15 protein-coding genes are annotated in these 16,275 nt (G+C 63.9%); 8 read left to right on the plus strand and 7 right to left on the minus strand.

All coding sequences use genetic code 11. The features are described from left to right. Nucleotides 1-14 precede the first annotated feature (14 nt). Together AC5P5W_RS10980 and AC5P5W_RS10985 are read right to left on the minus strand one after the other, a co-directional pair. Nucleotides 15-3,839, minus strand: a complete 3,825-nt coding sequence (locus AC5P5W_RS10980; RefSeq protein WP_197574170.1) for an XVIPCD domain-containing protein — start codon at nucleotides 3,837-3,839, stop codon at nucleotides 15-17. A 10-nt stretch (nucleotides 3,840-3,849) separates the two neighbouring features. Beyond that, nucleotides 3,850-4,350, minus strand: a complete 501-nt coding sequence (locus tag AC5P5W_RS10985) for a hypothetical protein (RefSeq protein ID WP_053494876.1) — start codon at nucleotides 4,348-4,350, stop codon at nucleotides 3,850-3,852. 245 nt (nucleotides 4,351-4,595) lie between these two features. Here AC5P5W_RS10985 and AC5P5W_RS10990 point away from each other — a divergent pair, with 245 nt between their 5' ends. The 4 genes from AC5P5W_RS10990 (at nucleotide 4,596) to AC5P5W_RS11005 (ending at nucleotide 8,500) form a co-directional block, all read left to right on the plus strand. Continuing rightward, complete coding sequence (locus AC5P5W_RS10990; protein ID WP_197574171.1) at nucleotides 4,596-5,522, plus strand: XVIPCD domain-containing protein; 927 nt, start codon at nucleotides 4,596-4,598, stop codon at nucleotides 5,520-5,522. Continuing rightward, nucleotides 5,519-6,154, plus strand: coding sequence for a hypothetical protein (locus tag AC5P5W_RS10995; RefSeq protein ID WP_197574172.1), 636 nt, complete (start codon nucleotides 5,519-5,521; stop codon nucleotides 6,152-6,154). The genes AC5P5W_RS10990 and AC5P5W_RS10995 overlap by 4 nt, the downstream gene beginning before the upstream one ends. Before the next feature lie 2 nt (nucleotides 6,155-6,156). Next, the gene (locus AC5P5W_RS11000; RefSeq protein WP_197574173.1) at nucleotides 6,157-7,170 is read left to right on the plus strand and encodes an XVIPCD domain-containing protein; all 1,014 of its coding nucleotides are present in this window, start codon (nucleotides 6,157-6,159) and stop codon (nucleotides 7,168-7,170) included. A 184-nt stretch (nucleotides 7,171-7,354) separates the two neighbouring features. Further along, a complete protein-coding gene (locus AC5P5W_RS11005) occupies nucleotides 7,355-8,500 on the plus strand; it encodes a YncE family protein (protein WP_032960173.1) in 1,146 nt (381 codons plus the stop codon). 50 nt (nucleotides 8,501-8,550) lie between these two features. Here AC5P5W_RS11005 and AC5P5W_RS11010 read toward each other — a convergent pair whose 3' ends face one another. The 3 genes from AC5P5W_RS11010 to AC5P5W_RS11020 form a co-directional block, all read right to left on the minus strand. Then, nucleotides 8,551-9,612, minus strand: a complete 1,062-nt coding sequence (locus AC5P5W_RS11010) for an MrcB family domain-containing protein (protein ID WP_141098906.1) — start codon at nucleotides 9,610-9,612, stop codon at nucleotides 8,551-8,553. Between the two features lie 294 nt (nucleotides 9,613-9,906). Then, nucleotides 9,907-10,299: an XVIPCD domain-containing protein gene (locus AC5P5W_RS11015; protein WP_197574174.1), complete on the minus strand. Its 393-nt coding sequence runs from the start codon at nucleotides 10,297-10,299 to the stop codon at nucleotides 9,907-9,909. 75 nt (nucleotides 10,300-10,374) lie between these two features. Beyond that, the gene (locus AC5P5W_RS11020) at nucleotides 10,375-10,854 is read right to left on the minus strand and encodes a nuclear transport factor 2 family protein (RefSeq protein ID WP_075076838.1); all 480 of its coding nucleotides are present in this window, start codon (nucleotides 10,852-10,854) and stop codon (nucleotides 10,375-10,377) included. Between the two features lie 221 nt (nucleotides 10,855-11,075). Between AC5P5W_RS11020 and AC5P5W_RS11025 the strand changes: the two genes are divergently transcribed. Together AC5P5W_RS11025 and AC5P5W_RS11030 are read left to right on the plus strand one after the other, a co-directional pair. Further along, the gene (locus AC5P5W_RS11025) at nucleotides 11,076-11,888 is read left to right on the plus strand and encodes an alpha/beta fold hydrolase (protein WP_100449295.1); all 813 of its coding nucleotides are present in this window, start codon (nucleotides 11,076-11,078) and stop codon (nucleotides 11,886-11,888) included. A 9-nt stretch (nucleotides 11,889-11,897) separates the two neighbouring features. Then, nucleotides 11,898-12,071 (plus strand): hypothetical protein, encoded by a 174-nt coding sequence (locus tag AC5P5W_RS11030; RefSeq protein ID WP_005415066.1) that lies wholly within the window; start codon nucleotides 11,898-11,900, stop codon nucleotides 12,069-12,071. A 48-nt stretch (nucleotides 12,072-12,119) separates the two neighbouring features. Here the strand turns inward: AC5P5W_RS11030 and AC5P5W_RS11035 are convergent, their stop codons facing one another. Beyond that, nucleotides 12,120-13,382 (minus strand): hypothetical protein, encoded by a 1,263-nt coding sequence (locus AC5P5W_RS11035; RefSeq protein ID WP_197574175.1) that lies wholly within the window; start codon nucleotides 13,380-13,382, stop codon nucleotides 12,120-12,122. A 253-nt stretch (nucleotides 13,383-13,635) separates the two neighbouring features. Between AC5P5W_RS11035 and AC5P5W_RS11040 the strand changes: the two genes are divergently transcribed. Continuing rightward, the gene (locus AC5P5W_RS11040) at nucleotides 13,636-14,280 is read left to right on the plus strand and encodes a hypothetical protein (protein ID WP_014645753.1); all 645 of its coding nucleotides are present in this window, start codon (nucleotides 13,636-13,638) and stop codon (nucleotides 14,278-14,280) included. 64 nt (nucleotides 14,281-14,344) lie between these two features. Continuing rightward, entirely contained in the window at nucleotides 14,345-15,313 is a 969-nt protein-coding gene (locus AC5P5W_RS11045; protein WP_197574176.1) for a polysaccharide deacetylase family protein, read from the plus strand. Nucleotides 15,314-15,316: 3 nt separating this feature from the next. Here AC5P5W_RS11045 and AC5P5W_RS11050 read toward each other — a convergent pair whose 3' ends face one another. Next, entirely contained in the window at nucleotides 15,317-16,237 is a 921-nt protein-coding gene (locus tag AC5P5W_RS11050; protein WP_478439166.1) for a class I SAM-dependent methyltransferase, read from the minus strand. Nucleotides 16,238-16,275 lie beyond the last annotated feature (38 nt).

Raw genomic sequence — 16,275 nt, forward strand, 5'->3', positions numbered from 1 at the left:
TCCGAACGTCGCTCTCATCCCATGCTTGCCGCACGTACCTGGATATCCTGCTGCGCTCGCTCATCCTGCAATAGCTGCTCCTGCTGATTGGCCAATGCGCGCTGCTGCGCCTCCCTGCTGACCGAATCGAACTGCAGCAGTGATTGCTCCACCGGCGTCTGCGCGGCCTCCGCAGTGGGCATGGAGGCGCGCAGATGGGTGGGGTCGCTCGCTTCGCCCTGCACCACGAAAAGGGTATGGCCGGCGGGATGCGTTGCGGTGGCGTTGCTTACGAGCACATGATCAACGCGGGATAGATCATTGTCCTTTGCCAGTACCAGCAGGCTTGCGGTCATTCTCTCGCTTGCCTCATCGAAACTGCGGCCATGCTTGGCGTCCAGCTCCTCCACGCCCTCGCGGATCTGCAGATAGAGCGCGTGATCGGGATGGCTGGGCTGCATTGGATTGCGTTCTGCCAGAGTGGCGAGCTCGGGCTTTACATGTTCGACGAGGTCGCGATCCTCGCTTAAGCGCGAAGAATGGGGCGCTGCCTGATGGGTAGCGTCTCCGCCAACCTCAGCGGCTCTGGGGCCTGCGGCTTCCTGCTCCGAACTGTCCCGGGGCAGTGGTGGTGAGGCTGGGAGATCCAACAGGACTTCCTGCGCACCACTTGGCGCGTGCTCGCTCTCATTGGAACGCGGCAGCGGCTTCTCCGCTTCGCCTTGATCCGCAGCGGCGGTGGGCTGCGCAGGCAATGGGCCGGTAAGTTGCTGTGGCTCAACACTGCCGAGATGCACGGGGGGCTCAATCTTGGGCTCTTGCATCTGAACGGGCTGGGTTGAGGCCGCAATGGTCGCAGCATCTACCCCCGAGGCATTCTGGGGCGGTCGCGCGTGCTCTACATTCGGTCCTTGCTGCGAAGCACTGTGAGGGTTCACCGTCGGCGCAGTCGATACTGATTCGTCCTTCCGAGTGTCTTGCCGGGCGGCATCCTGTGCGCGCTGCGCCGAATCGGCTTGCCGTTCAGAGCGACTCTCGACTCGCTGCTCACTCTCACGCGAGGGACGCGTCTGCTCTGGCTCAACAATCTTCACGGAGGGCGCCGCGATGACAGGAGCGGGCGACGGAGCGGGCTGGCGAGCGGACTCAACGGCGGCGTTAGTTGCCGCACCTGGCTGCAGGTCACTGTCGGCCTTCCGTGCCTCAACCGGGTCAACCTGCACCCCTCGCGCCTCCAGCACGGCCGCAGACGCTGCATGCTGCGCATCCACCGCCGCGCTGCCTTGGCGGTTGGCCTCCTGCAGCGCCTGTCGGTGTGCGTCCTGCTCGTTGGCGGTCAACGCAGTAATACGCAGCTCGGGTATGTTGGGCGTTGTTGCCTGATCTGCAGGGGCAGCGTCTTGTGCAGCCAGTGATGTTTTGGGCTGAAGCTGCGATTGAGCACGCTCAATGTCTTCAATGGTGGTGGTGCCGGTGAGCACCATCCGGTTTCCACCCGCGTCACCGAACGTGGCGATGGCACTTTCTGCGCTGGGCGCGTGGGTACGGGGGTCTGGCATCAGTTCCAGAACCACGTCGCCTGTTCTGCCTTGCAGGTTCAGCGTCTTCTCCACCGCGACGGCCGTAGCTGCAAGCTGCTGCTCGGTGCGCTCGATGCCATGGCGCGCGTAGAGCGCATCCACCTGGCCGCGAATACCTTCGGGTGCAATCTGCGCGGTGTCCTTGAGCTGCCTGGCGATGTCGTGCAGCCCGGCGATACCGTCATTCTGGCTCTGCCATGTGATCTCCAGCTCGTCGCTCAGGTTCCGGTTGGCGGTGCTGTCAAAGATCACGCCCTTGCTGACCCATTGGCCGTCCGCCTGCCGTGTATAGGCATTGCCATCACTCGCCTTCAACGTGTCGGCACTGGCCTGCGCGTCCTGAACGGCATGGGGAACGGATGGATTGTATGCGTCGCCGAAGTCGCTCCATCGCCCCTGCTCGTGGGCAACCATGTAGCGCGCAGCCATCGCGGCTTTGGTGTTTGATGCGTTCTGGGCGATGACCGTGCGTGACTGTTCATCCAGCGCCCGTGCCTGCTCTGCAGAAACCGGCAGGTGGCGGCTGTTGGGCACCCGCCCATCCACCATTTCCTTGATTTCCAGCTCCCATTGCCCTGAGCTGGCATCGCGTACAAAGGCGCGATCGGTCTCGAAGGCGCCTCGTGCCGGCTCGGCCAAGCCATTGGCGTTCAGCCGGTAGGGATTCTGTGGTGGTGGCGGATTCGACAGGCCCAACTCATAAGAGGCCCGAGCCGCCTGCCAGTTCAACTGGCGCTCCAATGTGCCGGTGGCAACGTAGCTGGTGCGGAAGGTGACGTCATCACCCTGTGCCGTCTGCACCGGGCGGACTTCGACGCCGGTGCCCAGGTCGCTGCTCTGGACCTGCTGCTGTTCACCGGCTCGCAGCCATCGCCCATTGGGGTCGGCCGGGTCGCGTGTCCAGGTGCGCCCCATCGGGTCAACCTGGGAGTAGACGCGTTCGATGTCTTTCTGCTCGGCCCAGCGTTCGCCGAGGTACGCACCCAGGACGCCGCCACCGATACCCGTCGCAATGGCGCCGGGTCCCGTCCACGAGCCCGAAGCGAGGCCGACACCGGCGCCGCCAAGAAAGCCGCCCAGTGCGCCACCGACGTTGCGGCCGACGAAGTGTGCAGCGGTGGAATCTGCGCCTGCGGCATTGCCTTGCGAGTTCAGCTCAATCCACTTGTGCCCGGAGGTGGCGAAGTCGTGCGCAAGCAGTGCGACGCCCGCAACGCCGGCAACCTTGATGGCGGGGTTGATTCCGGCGTGCATGCCATGCGGTGCGACGTCGGCCACTGCTTCGGCAACCGTCGCCGCATGGGGAGGGCCGCGTGGAGCTCCTGGCTGCAGGGGCGCGTGCGATGGTGGTTCGGGAAGGTCAGCGAACAGGCGCGGTCCTGTGCCCAGGTTGGCATGCGCGGCGACCCAGTTCGCGCGCGTGGTCGACATCTCACTCAGGTTCAACGTGCTGTAATCGTGCAGCGGTCGTTCGAAGAGCGTCTTGCTGACGGCGTCATAGCCGTCGATGGGCTTGAGATGCAGGCGCACCTGCGCGACGTCGACGGGATGCGCGCTGTTGGTGGTGGCATGCTGCGCGAGGCTGCGCTCAAGCGCTTGGTACTCGGCGGCGGACTGGCTTGCGAAGGCCAGCGGTTCTGGGCCGAAGGCGCTTATGGGGTAGCCGTTGATGCGGACGGTGGGGTGGTCGAGGGCGGTGCCTAGTTCAAATTTGTCAAAACCACGCCCGGGCTGGGCATTCTCGACAAATGCCACCAAGGGCTTGCCTGTGGCGATGGCGTTCTCGAAGAACTTGGGACTGCCCGCATTCCACATCATGTCCTGCAGAGCCGCCCTGTAATTTCCGCTCCAAGGCTCTGTGCCTTGAGCGTTCATGAAGCGTTCCAGCCCTCGCTCCATGATCTGGAAATCAGGGTGTTTCAGGGGTGCCGTTCTGACCTCCTCGATGAAGGTTCCCCACGGCGTATCGCCAATGATACCGGCCCCCGAATTGATGTCCTTCGCATAATTGACGGCGTTCTCGAAGTTGGACACGCCGTTGCGATCAGTTGCGGAAAAGCCAAGATAGTCCACCCCAGGATTCAGCTCAGGAGGAAACGTCTGCATCCTTGATCTGATGTACTCAGCGTAGCTCGTAACTCCGTCCGGCCCGGATTCGGAGGATTTCAGATACGCAATGATGTCCTGCTTCTGCTGTGCCGATAGTGGGCTGCCATCGGAAGTGTTCTTGGCACCGCCTAAGGTAGCGAGGGCGAAGTCGTCAAATACAAATTTGGACATGACGACTTCCTCATTCCGCACGAACTGGATTGAACGCATCGGCTAGAACAACGCGCACATCGCCATGGGGGGGAGGCAAGTCCTTCGTGACGATACCGTTGCGGGCAAGTGCCTCATTTGTTGTGACGGCCACGTATCGCACGGCATATCTCGTGCTGCTGTGATCCATGTTCGCCAGCACCAGACCCTGCGAGAGGGAGTGCAGGAAGGCGAGGTCGTCATCTGAGTTGTTCAATTTCCGCTTGAAGCCAAGGATGGACTTCAGGACCCAGTCGCGGCCAAGGTCGAGAGTGAAAACGCGTTCGGGGCCATTCTGAGTTTCAATCAACTGCTCGGTCCCAAATAGCCCGAGTCCATCGACCCTCTGGCCATCGAGATAGAGCAGATACTGATACTCCGTATGGCTCGGATCCTCTGGGGGGCTCGCAGGCAGGACCCGTGGCGCGGTGATGGTAACGCCACGTTGACGATCGACTGCAGAGCCAGGTTGACGCTCGAATGCTAGCGGCATGATTGATCCTTCAATGATTACTGGTCTCGAGCGATGGGCTCCGGAGATTCCATTGCATCCCTGAGTGGACTATACGACCCTTGATGTAGCTGCTCTATACGACCCAATCCCAATTCTTCCGTATTGTTGCGTCGTTCACACATTCAGCAAGCTGATCCCGTCACTTAGGCCACCTCCACCTGCCGCCCATCCCACCTATGCCATCATCCGCCCAGGACCGCAGTACCCAACAAGGCTGAGCAGGCATGGAGCAGGCAACACGCTACACCGCAACCCTTTATCTGGCCGCCCCCGGCACCCCGCTGAAGAGCGGAGGCATTTCGCCGCGCGGCCACATGTACCTGCAGGTGGCCGCGGGCGACGAGGCCCACAGTTACGGCTTCGCGCCGCCGCGCCAGGCGCCGGGCGATACCCGCACCGGCGTGCAGTACGCGCAGGTACGCCACGACGATGCCGACGAGCATCTGGACCCGTACTACAGCCGCACCCTGGAAATCACCGAGGAGCACTACGGCTGCCTGCGTGATTTCGCCGAGGAACCGGCCGAGTTCGAGTTCGATGTGGATCGCCCGGCTACCATCAATCGCTGCAGCGATTTCGTCTGGGCGGCGCTGCACTACGCCGGCCTGCATCCGCTGCCGGCGCCGCTGGATGGCGGCAGCAACCTGGGCGAGTTCGCGGTGTTGTTCAACCTGCCGGAAATCCAGTGCATTGCTGCGCCGTTCCCGGGCAGCGATCTGAATGCCGAAACCCATCACGCGATGCCCGAGCGCGAGGCTGAACATCATCGCCAGGGCGACCGCGCCAGCGATGAGCCGCCACCGACGCCGATTGAAGTGGCCGGCACGCTGCTGGACCCTTCGCATCCAGACCATCGCCTGTTCTCGCAGTTGATCCAGAAAGTGGCTGAACTGGATGCCGCGCATGGCCGCCCGTTCGATGCGGCCAGCCAGCGCATCAGCGCCAGCCTGCTGGTGCTGGCCAAGCAGAACAATCTCTCGCGCGTGGACCACGTGCTGCTCAGCCGGCCGACCCAAAGCAGCCATGCGGCCGAGAGCATCTTCATCGTGCAGGGCGACCGCAACGACCCGGGGCACCGCCGCGCCAGCATTGCCACCGAGGTGGCGGCCAAGACCGATGTGGCCGATTCGCTGCGGTTGAAGGAGCAATGATGCGACCACTGCGGCAGGGGGCGGTGGTACTGGCGGTGCTGGGTGCGCTGGCGGCGTGCCGTGCGTCACCAGCGCCTGAGGCTGCGCCGCCCCTGCTGACGCGCGCACAGGCTGATGCCCGCACGGTTGTGCCGTTCACGCGGGCCGTGCAGTTGCAGAAAGCAGGTCGGATTGCCGAGGTCACGTTTGATTTGCCGGCACCCCAGAAGCCGGCCATTCCGATTCTGAACATCGGGTTGCGGCTGCAGGATACCGACGCGCGACGGCTGCTGGATGCTTCGGAGAAGATCACTCTCGGACGTTTGCCAGCGCGGCTGCGCCTGGAGCGGATTGATGACAGCTCGGCTCGTCATGTACAGCTCTGGCAGCGTACCCGCGATGGACGCGACTCGCAGAAGATCGCCGATGATGGCGTGGTCACAGACCTGACGACGGGGAGTGTGGACATCAACAGCTTGGCCGAGGCCGGGTTGTACTCTGAAGACGTGCTCTATCGCACGCTGCAGCTGGCGCAGGTCGGAGGCATTGCACCCGGGCGCTACGTTCTGCTGGTCGACCTTGTGGAGGATCGACCCCAGCTGGATGGCCTGAAAGCAGAATTGATCATTGGCTACCAATCACTAGGAAAGTAGACATGCACAAGGACGATGCCGAGCGCTACAGCGTAACCATCCATCTGGCGGCCCCCGGCACGCCGCGCTACGGCCGTGATGCCGAGGGAAACAGGTTCCTGCTGGAGCCTTCGTTCGCGGGGCACATGTTCCTGTCGCTGCGCCGTTCGGGTGAACCCTTGCCGGAGAGCATTGGTTTCACCCACGCAGGCACCAAGGACGAGCCGAACAGGGGCAAAGTCGATGACATGGACGTGTCGGTCTACGACAAGCCCCGCTTCGAGCGCACGATCGAGATCAGCAAGGAGCAGTACGACCGCATCCTCGAGTTCTCGGCGGACCCGAAGAAGCACGGCTTCGACATGAACTACGACTTCTTCGCCAACGCCTGCACCGATTTCGCATGGGGTGCCCTGAACCACGCAGGCCTGCGACCGGTCGGGCTGGCCGGGGAGATCACCAACTACGAGGGCGCCACCAAGGTCCTGGACAACATCCGCGCCGTCAATGCCATTCCGCAGCAGGTGAAGGGCAGCGAGCTGGACAGGGTGCAGTGGAACCCGATGCCGAAGCAGACGTTCCGCGAGTGGATGTTCACCGAGAACGGCGAGCAGTGGCGCGGCAACAGCATCCTCGCGGCAAGCGGGTCGCCCGCAGACCCGGCGCACGACGATCATGCCCGCCTCAACCAGATCCACCAGCAGGTGGCCGACCTCGGCGCTTTCGGTGCACGCAACGGCAATGTCAGTGCCAGCCTGCTTGCGCTGTCGAAGGAGCAGCAGTTCTCGCGTGTGGACGAAGTGGTGCTGGGCGAGCAGCGCGGCGATACCGCGCCGAAGCTGTTCATCGTGCAGGGGGACCGCAGTGACCCGGCACACCAGCGCGCCAGCATGCCGGCGGAGCTGGCAGCGCAGGCACCGGTGGAGGCCTCGTTCGAACGGGTCGCGCAGTTGCAGCAGAACCTGCCGCAGCGCGATGTGCAGCGCCTGCAGGAACAGCAGCAACTGGAACAGAGCCACGGCCCACGGATGGCATAGCCGGCGGGTAGCGCCAAGGTCGAACGTCTGCCATGCCCGCGCCGGCGCACGCCACGCCCCCCCACCTGCTACCATTCCCCCGCAACCCCAGCCAGCCCACCCGCGCAGACAGATGCAGGTCGGGCCGTCGCAGTACGGCCCAGCGAGCCAGGACACCTTCCCGTGCCCATTCAAGGACGCTCGCATGTTCCGTAATCCTCTCTTCCGCTCGGCCGCCCTGGCCCTTGCTGTATCGCTCAGCCTCGGCGTGCCTTCGGCGTTCGCCGATAACGCGCCCGCCGCCAGCGCCACCACCGCCGTGCAGCGCCAGGCCGTGGCCAAGGGCCTGTACGAGCTGGCCTATAGCCCGAAACAGAACGCCGTGTTCGTGGCCTCCTCCGGCGGCTTCGGCGATGACGCCGGCCCGGCCCAGGTGCTGCGCCTGAACCCGGCCACGCTGGCCGTGGAAACCCGTATCCCGCTGGAGCGCAAGGCGTTCGGTGTGGTGCTGGATGACGCCCACAACCGCCTGTACGTAGGCAACACCGTGGACCTGTCGGTGACGGTGGTCGACACCGCGCAGAACAAGGCCGTCGGCACCATCCAGCTGATGGAGAAGAAGACCGGCAAAGATGGCAAGGCTGCCTACACCCACGACCTGCGCGAGCTGGTGGTCGACAGCGCGGCCAACCGCCTGTACGTGACCGGCCACAGCAGCCAGCCGGACGTGAGCAGCGTGCTGTTCGTGATCGATACCACCACGCTGAAGGTGATCAACACCATCGACGGCCTGGGCAATGCGAAAGCGCCGGGCCTGGCGCTGGATGCGGCCAACAAGCGCGTCTACACCAGCAACCTGCTGGCCGATCTGGTGGTGGTGGGTACCGATTCGAACAAGGTGGTGGCGCAGCACAGGATCGCCGCCGAGCAGCCGATGAACATCGCGCTGGATCCGGCCGGCAAGCGCCTGTTCGTGACCGACCAGGGCTCGGAATTCCTGCGTGGCTACCAGGCCAAGAGCAGCGGCCTGGTCAGCAAGCATCCGGGCCAGCGCGTGCTGGTGCTCGACCGCAGCACCGGTAAGGAACTGGCCAGCATCCCGACCGACGCCGGCCCGTTGGGTATCCTGCTGGATGCACCGCGCAAGCGCCTGTACGTCACCAACCGCGAAGCCGGTACGGTGACGGCCTACAACAGTGACAGCTACCAGAAGGTGGCGACCTACAAGGTGCCGACCCACCCGAACAGCCTGGCGCTGGATGCCAAGAACAACGTGCTGTTCGTGAGCATCAAGAACGGCGAGAAGGATGACAAGGGCGCTGACGAGAGCGTGGCGCGGATTCAGCTGTAACGAGCAAAAGTCGGCCGCGCTTGAGAGAGGCGCGGCCGATTCATTGGGTTCTACGCAATACGATATCGATAGGCGAGAGCTTGCAGGTTCGCATCTGAGATTTGCCACGGCTGCTGAATGTGCGCGGTTCCGCCGGCGCAAACGGGTATGCCGTCGTGCGACTGCAGTTGGATACCGTGGACGACGAACAGGCCGTTGTTCGGATGATGCTTTAGGTGGTGCTGCACTTCGTTCTTGGTGAGCACGATGTCCCCCAATCCGCCGGTGGTTCCCTTCACCTCGATGTAGTGAACCTGGCCTTCTTTTCTGATCTCTAGATCGTAAGAGGCGGTGGCACTCGTATCCTTGATTTCATATCCCGCGCTGCCGAAGTGCTCCTTGGCCAGTGCCATCGCCCGCAGCTCCACTGCACGGCGCTGAGGCTGAGTGAGCCCAAAGCCCTGTCCAGAATTCTTGCGACCCGAGGCGGCCTCTTCGATCGCCTCGACCACTGCAATAACATCCGGTGAAGTCTGGCCGCTACGCTTCTGTGCCGGCTCGCCTCGATAGATGCTCTTCAGTAGACGCGCCATCGTGAGCATGTCGGTGCGCAATTGGTCATCAGATGGAACGTGATCCTTGGCGTAGAAGTATGAAACTGCCGTCGTGCTTTCGTAAGCCTTGGCCAGGCGGTGTGCACCTAGTGCCATATTGGTGGTTAGGCGAGGATCCTGCGCGATCTCTGGCGCAAGGATCTCGATCGCCCACTTGGTTAGGCGTTGTGTCTCATCATGCGATCGACCAACGAGCCGGCCGTCAACGTTCCTGGTAGAAGCGTGGGACAGCGCCAAATAGACTCCAGAACCGCCCTCTGTGAACAACCAAACTACGTACCAGCCAACAGTTGCGGAAGGTGAGTGTGTTTGGGATGAGAAGCGCGCCCAGGGAACTCTGGATTTTCGGGTAACCCCGTCTTTCCCCTCTACCAGGAGGTCGCTTTGACCAATGCCTACCGCGTTGCTGAGGCGCTCGCTGTCACTCCTGATAAGAGTGGGTAGCCGCTGCTTGATGATCTGCCCACGCGTCTGCATGGCAGCTGTCGGCAATGAACTGTATTGAGGCTGCAGTTCCATCACGTTCTGCAACTCGTCCCTGATACCCACGACGCCCCCTGCGCTCTTTTCGATAGGCGCAATTAATGCATGCAGGGGTATCGATCCGCAATGCGTATCAAGCTGGAGTCATTGGCGCCAAGGCTTGTCGTTTGTGGATGATTTGGCGCAGATGTGGCCAGTAGCGCCCGTAGTTCGAGGTAAACGGGGCTACGGTCGGGATGGCTTGTGATTGGGCTGAGTCTCAAGTAGGGCGCTGCAGTTCAGCGGGCGCCCTGGTCACGTGTTGGCCGGCTCTGAGCAGCGCCGGCGTGGTTACCCCATCCGCGGAGTGGGATTCTGCATTTCCTGCGCCTGCGGCTCGACCTGCTGCTGCACACCCAGCCCCAACTTCTGCATCGACTGCTCCACCGGCGTCTGTACCGCCACGGCCGTCGGCATCATCGCGCGCAGGTGCGCCGGATTGGCCGGGTCGCCCTGCACCACGAAGACGTTGTGCCCGGCCGGGTGCTGGGCCGTGGCGTTGCTGACCAGCACGTGGTCGACCTGCTGCAGGCCCTGCTCGCGGGCGAGTACGGTCAGGCTGGCGGTCAGGCGCTCGCTGGTCTGGTCGAACGCACGGCCATGCTGGGCATCCAGAGCGGACACGCCCTGGCGGACCTGCTGATGGAGGCCATAGTCGGGGTGGTTGGGGGTGAGTTCTGCCATGGCGATCGAACGGTAGCGGTGGGTCGGGGTCAACCCCGCCAGTATAGATCCGGCCGGTGAAGGGCGCCGGAGAGGTCAGTCCGCCGGCCGGTGGTCATAGCTGATCACCCGTTCGGCCAGCCAGTGCCCGTCCACGCGGCGCCAGACCTGGATGAAACGGGCCTGGCCGACCCAGTGCTCCACGCCGTCCTTGCCGCGCTCGTGGAAGCGGTGGTCGCCGATTTCCAGCGCCCGCTCGTCGTGCAGCGGGAATACCTGCAGCGAGGAGTCCACCAGCTCGCGCCGCAGGCGCCAGCCGTCCTTGCGCGCGTTGTCGCACAGGTTGGCTACGCTGCGGCGGAAATCCTCGCGGTTGCTGGCCGACTTGCCGTCCTTGTCATGGAAGAACTCCATGTCTTCGGTGGTCATCGCGGCGGCCTTGTCGGCATCGCAGGCCTCGAAGGCGACAGCAAAGAGCTGGGTATCGGCCTGGCGGATCTGTTCGCGCAGGTCATCGACGGGCGACGGTGCGGCGGCGAGGCCGGCGGCCAGCAAGGGCAGGGTGAGCAGCAGCATGGCAAGACTCCCGGGGATGGTCTGCGCAGGCTGGCATGCCGGTGACCACGGCGGTACGGCACTGCGACGAAACCGGGAAGGCGGGGTGCGAAGGCCGCAAATGCCGGTGCGGCTTCGCGTTGCGACATGTGCAGGCGATGTCACGGGCGGGCGTGATTCCCTCACGGCTGCCACAGGACGCGGCCGCTAGCCTGCACTCCTCCCCTTCCACAGGAGCGCCCATGCCTGCTTCCCGCATCCGCCTGCACGTTGAAGATACCGGTGGCGACGGCCGCCCGGTGATCCTGATCCACGGCTGGCCGCTGTCCGCCGATGCCTGGAAAACCCAGGTTGCGATCCTGCGCGATGCCCAGTATCGGGTCATCAGCTACGACCGGCGCGGCTTTGGCCGCTCTGACAAGCCGACCGGCGGCTATGACTACGACACCCTGGCGGCAGACCTGGCGGGGGTGATCGAGGAACGTGACCTGCGCGATGTCACCCTGGTCGGTTTCTCGATGGGCGGTGGCGAGGTGGCGCGCTACGTGGCCAACCACGGCCAGGATCGCCTGCACAGTGTGGTGTTCGCTGCGGCGGTGCCGCCGTTCCTGCTGCGCAGTGACGACAACCCGGAGGGGCCGCTGACCCAGGACAAGGCCGATGAAATGCGCAGCGGATTGGAGAAGGACCGCGAGGCGTTCTTCGACGGCTTCACCCGCGACTTCTTCAGCGCCAATGGCCAGTTGATGGTGACCGAAGAGACGCGCCAGGCGGCGATCGCACTGTGCCATCAATCCGACCAGGCAGCGGCGCTGGGCTGCATGAAGGCGTTCGCCACCACTGATTTCCGGGATGACCTGAAGAAGATCACGGTGCCGACGCTGATCCTGCACGGTGACAGCGATGCCATCGTGCCGTTCGAGGGTTCCGGCCAGCGTACCCACAAGGCCATCAAAGGCAGCGAAGTGGTGATCCTGGAAGGCGCGCCACATGGCTGCAACACCAGCCACGCCGACCGCTTCAATCTGGCCCTGCTGAACTTCCTGAAGCGCTAAGCTGCGGCCATGCGCCAGACCAGAACCCCCCCATGGAAGAAGCCCAACCCCAAGGGCCAGACGTCGCAACCGCTATCGGATGCGCAGAAGGCGGCGGCACGGCAACGTGCCGAGGAGAACGGGCGGCGCTATCCCAACCTGGTCGACAACATGTGGGCGGCGAAGCTGCCGCGTGGGTCGTGAGCGTTGTCGCCGAGCATGGCCCGGCGACAGGCCTATTTCAGTTCTATATTAACTTTGAGTCTGTGCTTTATCTGCCGTCAGTGGGCGCTGACTTGAGTCGCTAGCCTCTTCCGGCGTAGCGACTGCTGCCGAGCAAGCACGAGTTGCAACTCGGGGAAGTGCCGATCGCCGCTGGGAGCTGCCACTCCATGCCGCAGGCCGGAAGCCAGCAAAATCCTCCCGGCGGATGGGGACGCTGCGCATCTCCGTCGGCGTATCGGCGATCCGACAGCCAATCAGGACCTCCGCGCCAATCCTTGAGATCACACTTACCGGCCCTGCGCTGTAAAGGCCGTTGTCGTACGCCGTGACCCGGCATTGGTCGATGATGCCGGCCTCCCGGAGGACGCCGCATCCTCTGGCGGAGAGGATGACGGTTTGGCCTTCCATGCGGCCCAGCTTGAGTGCGGCAAAGCTGAGATCGGCGATATGGTTGAAGGCACCCAGCCCCAAGAGCAGGCTGATAGCGACTACGGTGAGGCCTCCGACGCGGTTCCACGTCTTCTTTCGGCCTGACTGATAGATCACCCAGTTGATGATGGGCACCAGCAGAAGCAGTGCTGAAATGCCCAGTGGCTTGATCTGCGCCTCCGGCGGAGCCAGAAATTCGTAGAGCAACGTTGCGGTCGGAATCACGACCGCGTAGATGGACCACGCGGCAATGGTGAGAATCATTGTCCATGAGAGCCCGCAGTGGCTGAGGAAGCGTCGCCCCTTTAGGGTCTGGGCACTTGCCAGCAGAACCGCCGCCAGCACCAGCGCGACCACGACGTAGACAAGTTCGAATACCAGATGGTCCGACAGGCCGAACAGAAGCACTGCGTGGGTCAGGAACGCGAGCAGGAAGCCTGCACAGATGGCCAGCAGCGAGAGCGCCCAGACGTACCTCCTGCGTTTAGTCAGCGACTGAACTGGTAGTGACGAGCCGCAGCAACCGCACTCGCTCATTACGGTTATCCGGCGTGTTGCGTACTGACGCCGGAGCTCGGGACGCTGAGGTCTGCGGATGACCCTGGCCTCGCTCAGCAGATGGAATGCATAGCCCGGGAGGAATAGCGGGACCAAGAAATAAACCGCACCGATCACGCTGACGGCCAGCATGGAGGCACCGACGACACCGAGGTCGGTAATCGCTAGTTGCGGCACATAGTTCATTCTCACGAACTGAAGGATGAGAAGCAAAAGGCTGCCTATGCCTACGACCCAGCCGTGCTTCCTGATGAGCTTGAGTATGAATCCAATGGTCTTTGCGGGTGATTCCGACGTGCTCATCGGGAAGTCCTTTTCGGCATTGATGCCGTGGGTACCTGCTGCCGCGCTTGCAGCTCCACCGAAACATCGGCCCAAAGCAGGGCATCTTTAGCGGAAGGGTCATGGCATCGTCCATGAAGAAGCGTTCCGCGCCCTCCGTAGCATCGCTTACGGTCGGCGCTGCTACGCTGCGATGGGCATCGTTGTCGCATCCGCCAGCCGACACGTGCGAAGCGCTTGGTTAGGATGGCTCTTTGCTGTCATGGATGAACCGATGAGCGCCGCCACTTCCCGAATCCGCCGCATCTGTGGGCAGGGGCCGATCCTGTTGATGCTCCAGTGGGTCGCGCTGCTTTCTGTGGTGCTGGCTGCCGGCTTCTTCCATTACCGCGTGGAGCTGTTGCTGGAGCCGGTGACGGTGGCCTGTGGGGGCCCGGACGCGCAGGCGCGATTGCAGGTTGCCGAACAGGTGATGGCGCGTGCGGGCGCACTGGATGACTGGCAACCCCTGGGCTGGATTCCATGGGTAGGCCTGGTGCTGGCCTTGCTGGGGGCCATGGCGGTATGCGCAAGCCGTGCGCTGTGGCTGCGCGATCGGCTGCGCACGGCGAACGTGGCGCTTATGGTGCTGCACGGTGGCGCACTGGCTTTGGCCGGATGGGTACTGCACCTGTACGAGGATGCGTGGAGTAATGTGGCGCGGCTGTCACCCACGGCGTGCCTGGTGGAGCTGGTGTCGGAGGGCGATGTACCGCTGGAGCAGGCGCAGCGCGTGGTGTTCCACATCCTGACGCGGGTGAACGCGCCACTGCTGCGTAATCCGGATGATCTGGCGCTGGTGTTGACGGTGCTGTTGTTGGCCGCGATGGCCGGCGGCGTTGCCCTGTGGCGTGCGATCGCGCGGGCCCGGGCGGGCTGAGCACGCTCGGCGGCGCGCGGCAATCGCGCTACAGTCGACGCCTCGCCACTCCAGGGAAGACCCGATGCGCTTGTTGCTGCGTGCGTTGCCGTTGTTGCTGTTGTCGCTGGCGGTGCATGCCGCCGAGGTGGACCGCCGTATCGCGGTGACCATCGATGATCTGCCGTGGGCACGGCTGGACCAGATCGTGCCGCCGGATCTGCAGGCGCGGCATGAAGCGTTGATGGCCCAGCTGCATCAGGCGGGCGTGCCGGTGGTGGGCTTCGTCAACGAGAACAAGCTTGAGGTTGATGGACAGGTGCAGCCGACGCGGGTACAGATGCTGCGCGACTGGCGCGATGCCGGCTATGTGCTGGGCAATCACACGTACTCGCACATGGATCTGAATGCGAAGGGCCTGGCGGCGTTCCAGCAGGATTTCCTGCGCGGCGAGACGGTGCTGCGGCCGCTGCTGGCCGAGAAGGGGCAGGCGCCGCAGTGGATGCGCCACCCTTACCTGCGTGCCGGGCGCACCGCGGATGAGCGCGTGCAGATGGATGTGTTCTTCAAGCAGCATGGCTACCGCGTGGCACCGGTGACGGTGGACAACGGTGAGTGGGTGTGGGCGTTCGCCTATGCCAACGTGATGAACGAGCAGGCGGACTCGCCCGCGCGCGCGGCGACGCTGGCGCAGCTGCGCAAGGGCTACGTGCCGTACATGCTGAACAAGCTGGACTATTACGAGAAACAATCGCAGGCGCTGCTGGGGTACGCGCTGCCGCAGGTGTGGCTGATGCACGCCAATGAGCTCAACGCGGCCACCTTCGCCGAACTGGTGGCGGCCACAAAGCGACGCGGCTATCGCTTCATTTCGCTGGACGAGGCGATGCGTGACCCCGCGTATGCGCGGGGTGCTGAAGGCTACAACGGCCGCTATGGCCCGAGCTGGCTGCACCGCTGGGCGATGGCGGAGAACAAGCCGAAGGACTTCTACGCCGGCGAGCCCGAGGTGCCGGCGTGGGTGATGAAGCTGGCCAAGGTCGATTCGGAGTAAGGCTCAGCGCTTGACGGCCAGCACGCCGTCCAGCGCCAGTTCGGCCTTGAAACCAGCCTTTTCCAGGCGCTTGGCCACTTCACGCGGCACGTCGCGGCCGCTGGTCAGCTTGTTCGGCGCACCGGTGTAGTGGAACAGGCGGCCGCCCTTGCGGATCACGCGGGCGAGGTGGTCGTAGAACACCTGTGAGTACAGCTCGCCGGCGATGCCGAAGCGCGGCGGGTCGTGCAGGATCGCGTCGACACTGTTGCTGGCCACCTGTTCGATCTGCTGCGAGACGTCACCGTGGCTGAACTGCAGGCGGCCACCGGCGGCAGCCGAGTCCGGATCCGGCGACCACGGGTTGAGCGTGCGCAGCCACATCACATCGGCGTTCTTCTCGAACGAGCGGATCTGGCCGACACCGGCTTCCAGCGCACAGGCAGCGAAGTAGCCGAGGCCACCGCAGGTATCGAGGATGACCTTGCCGGCCGGGGCGACCAGCTCCACCTTGCGGCGTGCATCCTCGAACGGCGACAGCTTCGAGGTCGGCAGCATCTTGATGCCGTCGATCTCGAAGGTCGGTGCGCCCCATTCGGTCGGCACCAGCTTGATCAGCGAGCCGCTGTAGCGCGAGATCGGCGCGAAGTCCTCGCCATCCCAGTAGTACAGCGTGCGGTCCTTCAGCTTGCCCGGCCAGGGATAGGGCTGGCCCCGGAAGTGGAAGCCGTCCGCATCGAGCGCCACGCTGTCCTGGCTGCGCCCGAGGTCGAGCGAGCCCTGCCAGTCGGCGGCGCCCTTGTCATGGGCACGGCGCAGGGTATCGGCGCTGTCGCGGGTCAGCAGGGGGCCGGTGTAATGGGGCACGGCGGGTACCGGGGCGGTTCGGGGGAGGGCATGGTACCGCAGCTGTTGTAGAGCCGAGCCCGCCCTAGGCTCCACCATGCCTGCATCCACGCATGGCGTGGATCTACTGCAAAAGC

Source organism: Stenotrophomonas sp. YJH_SMC_123, from assembly GCF_059368215.1.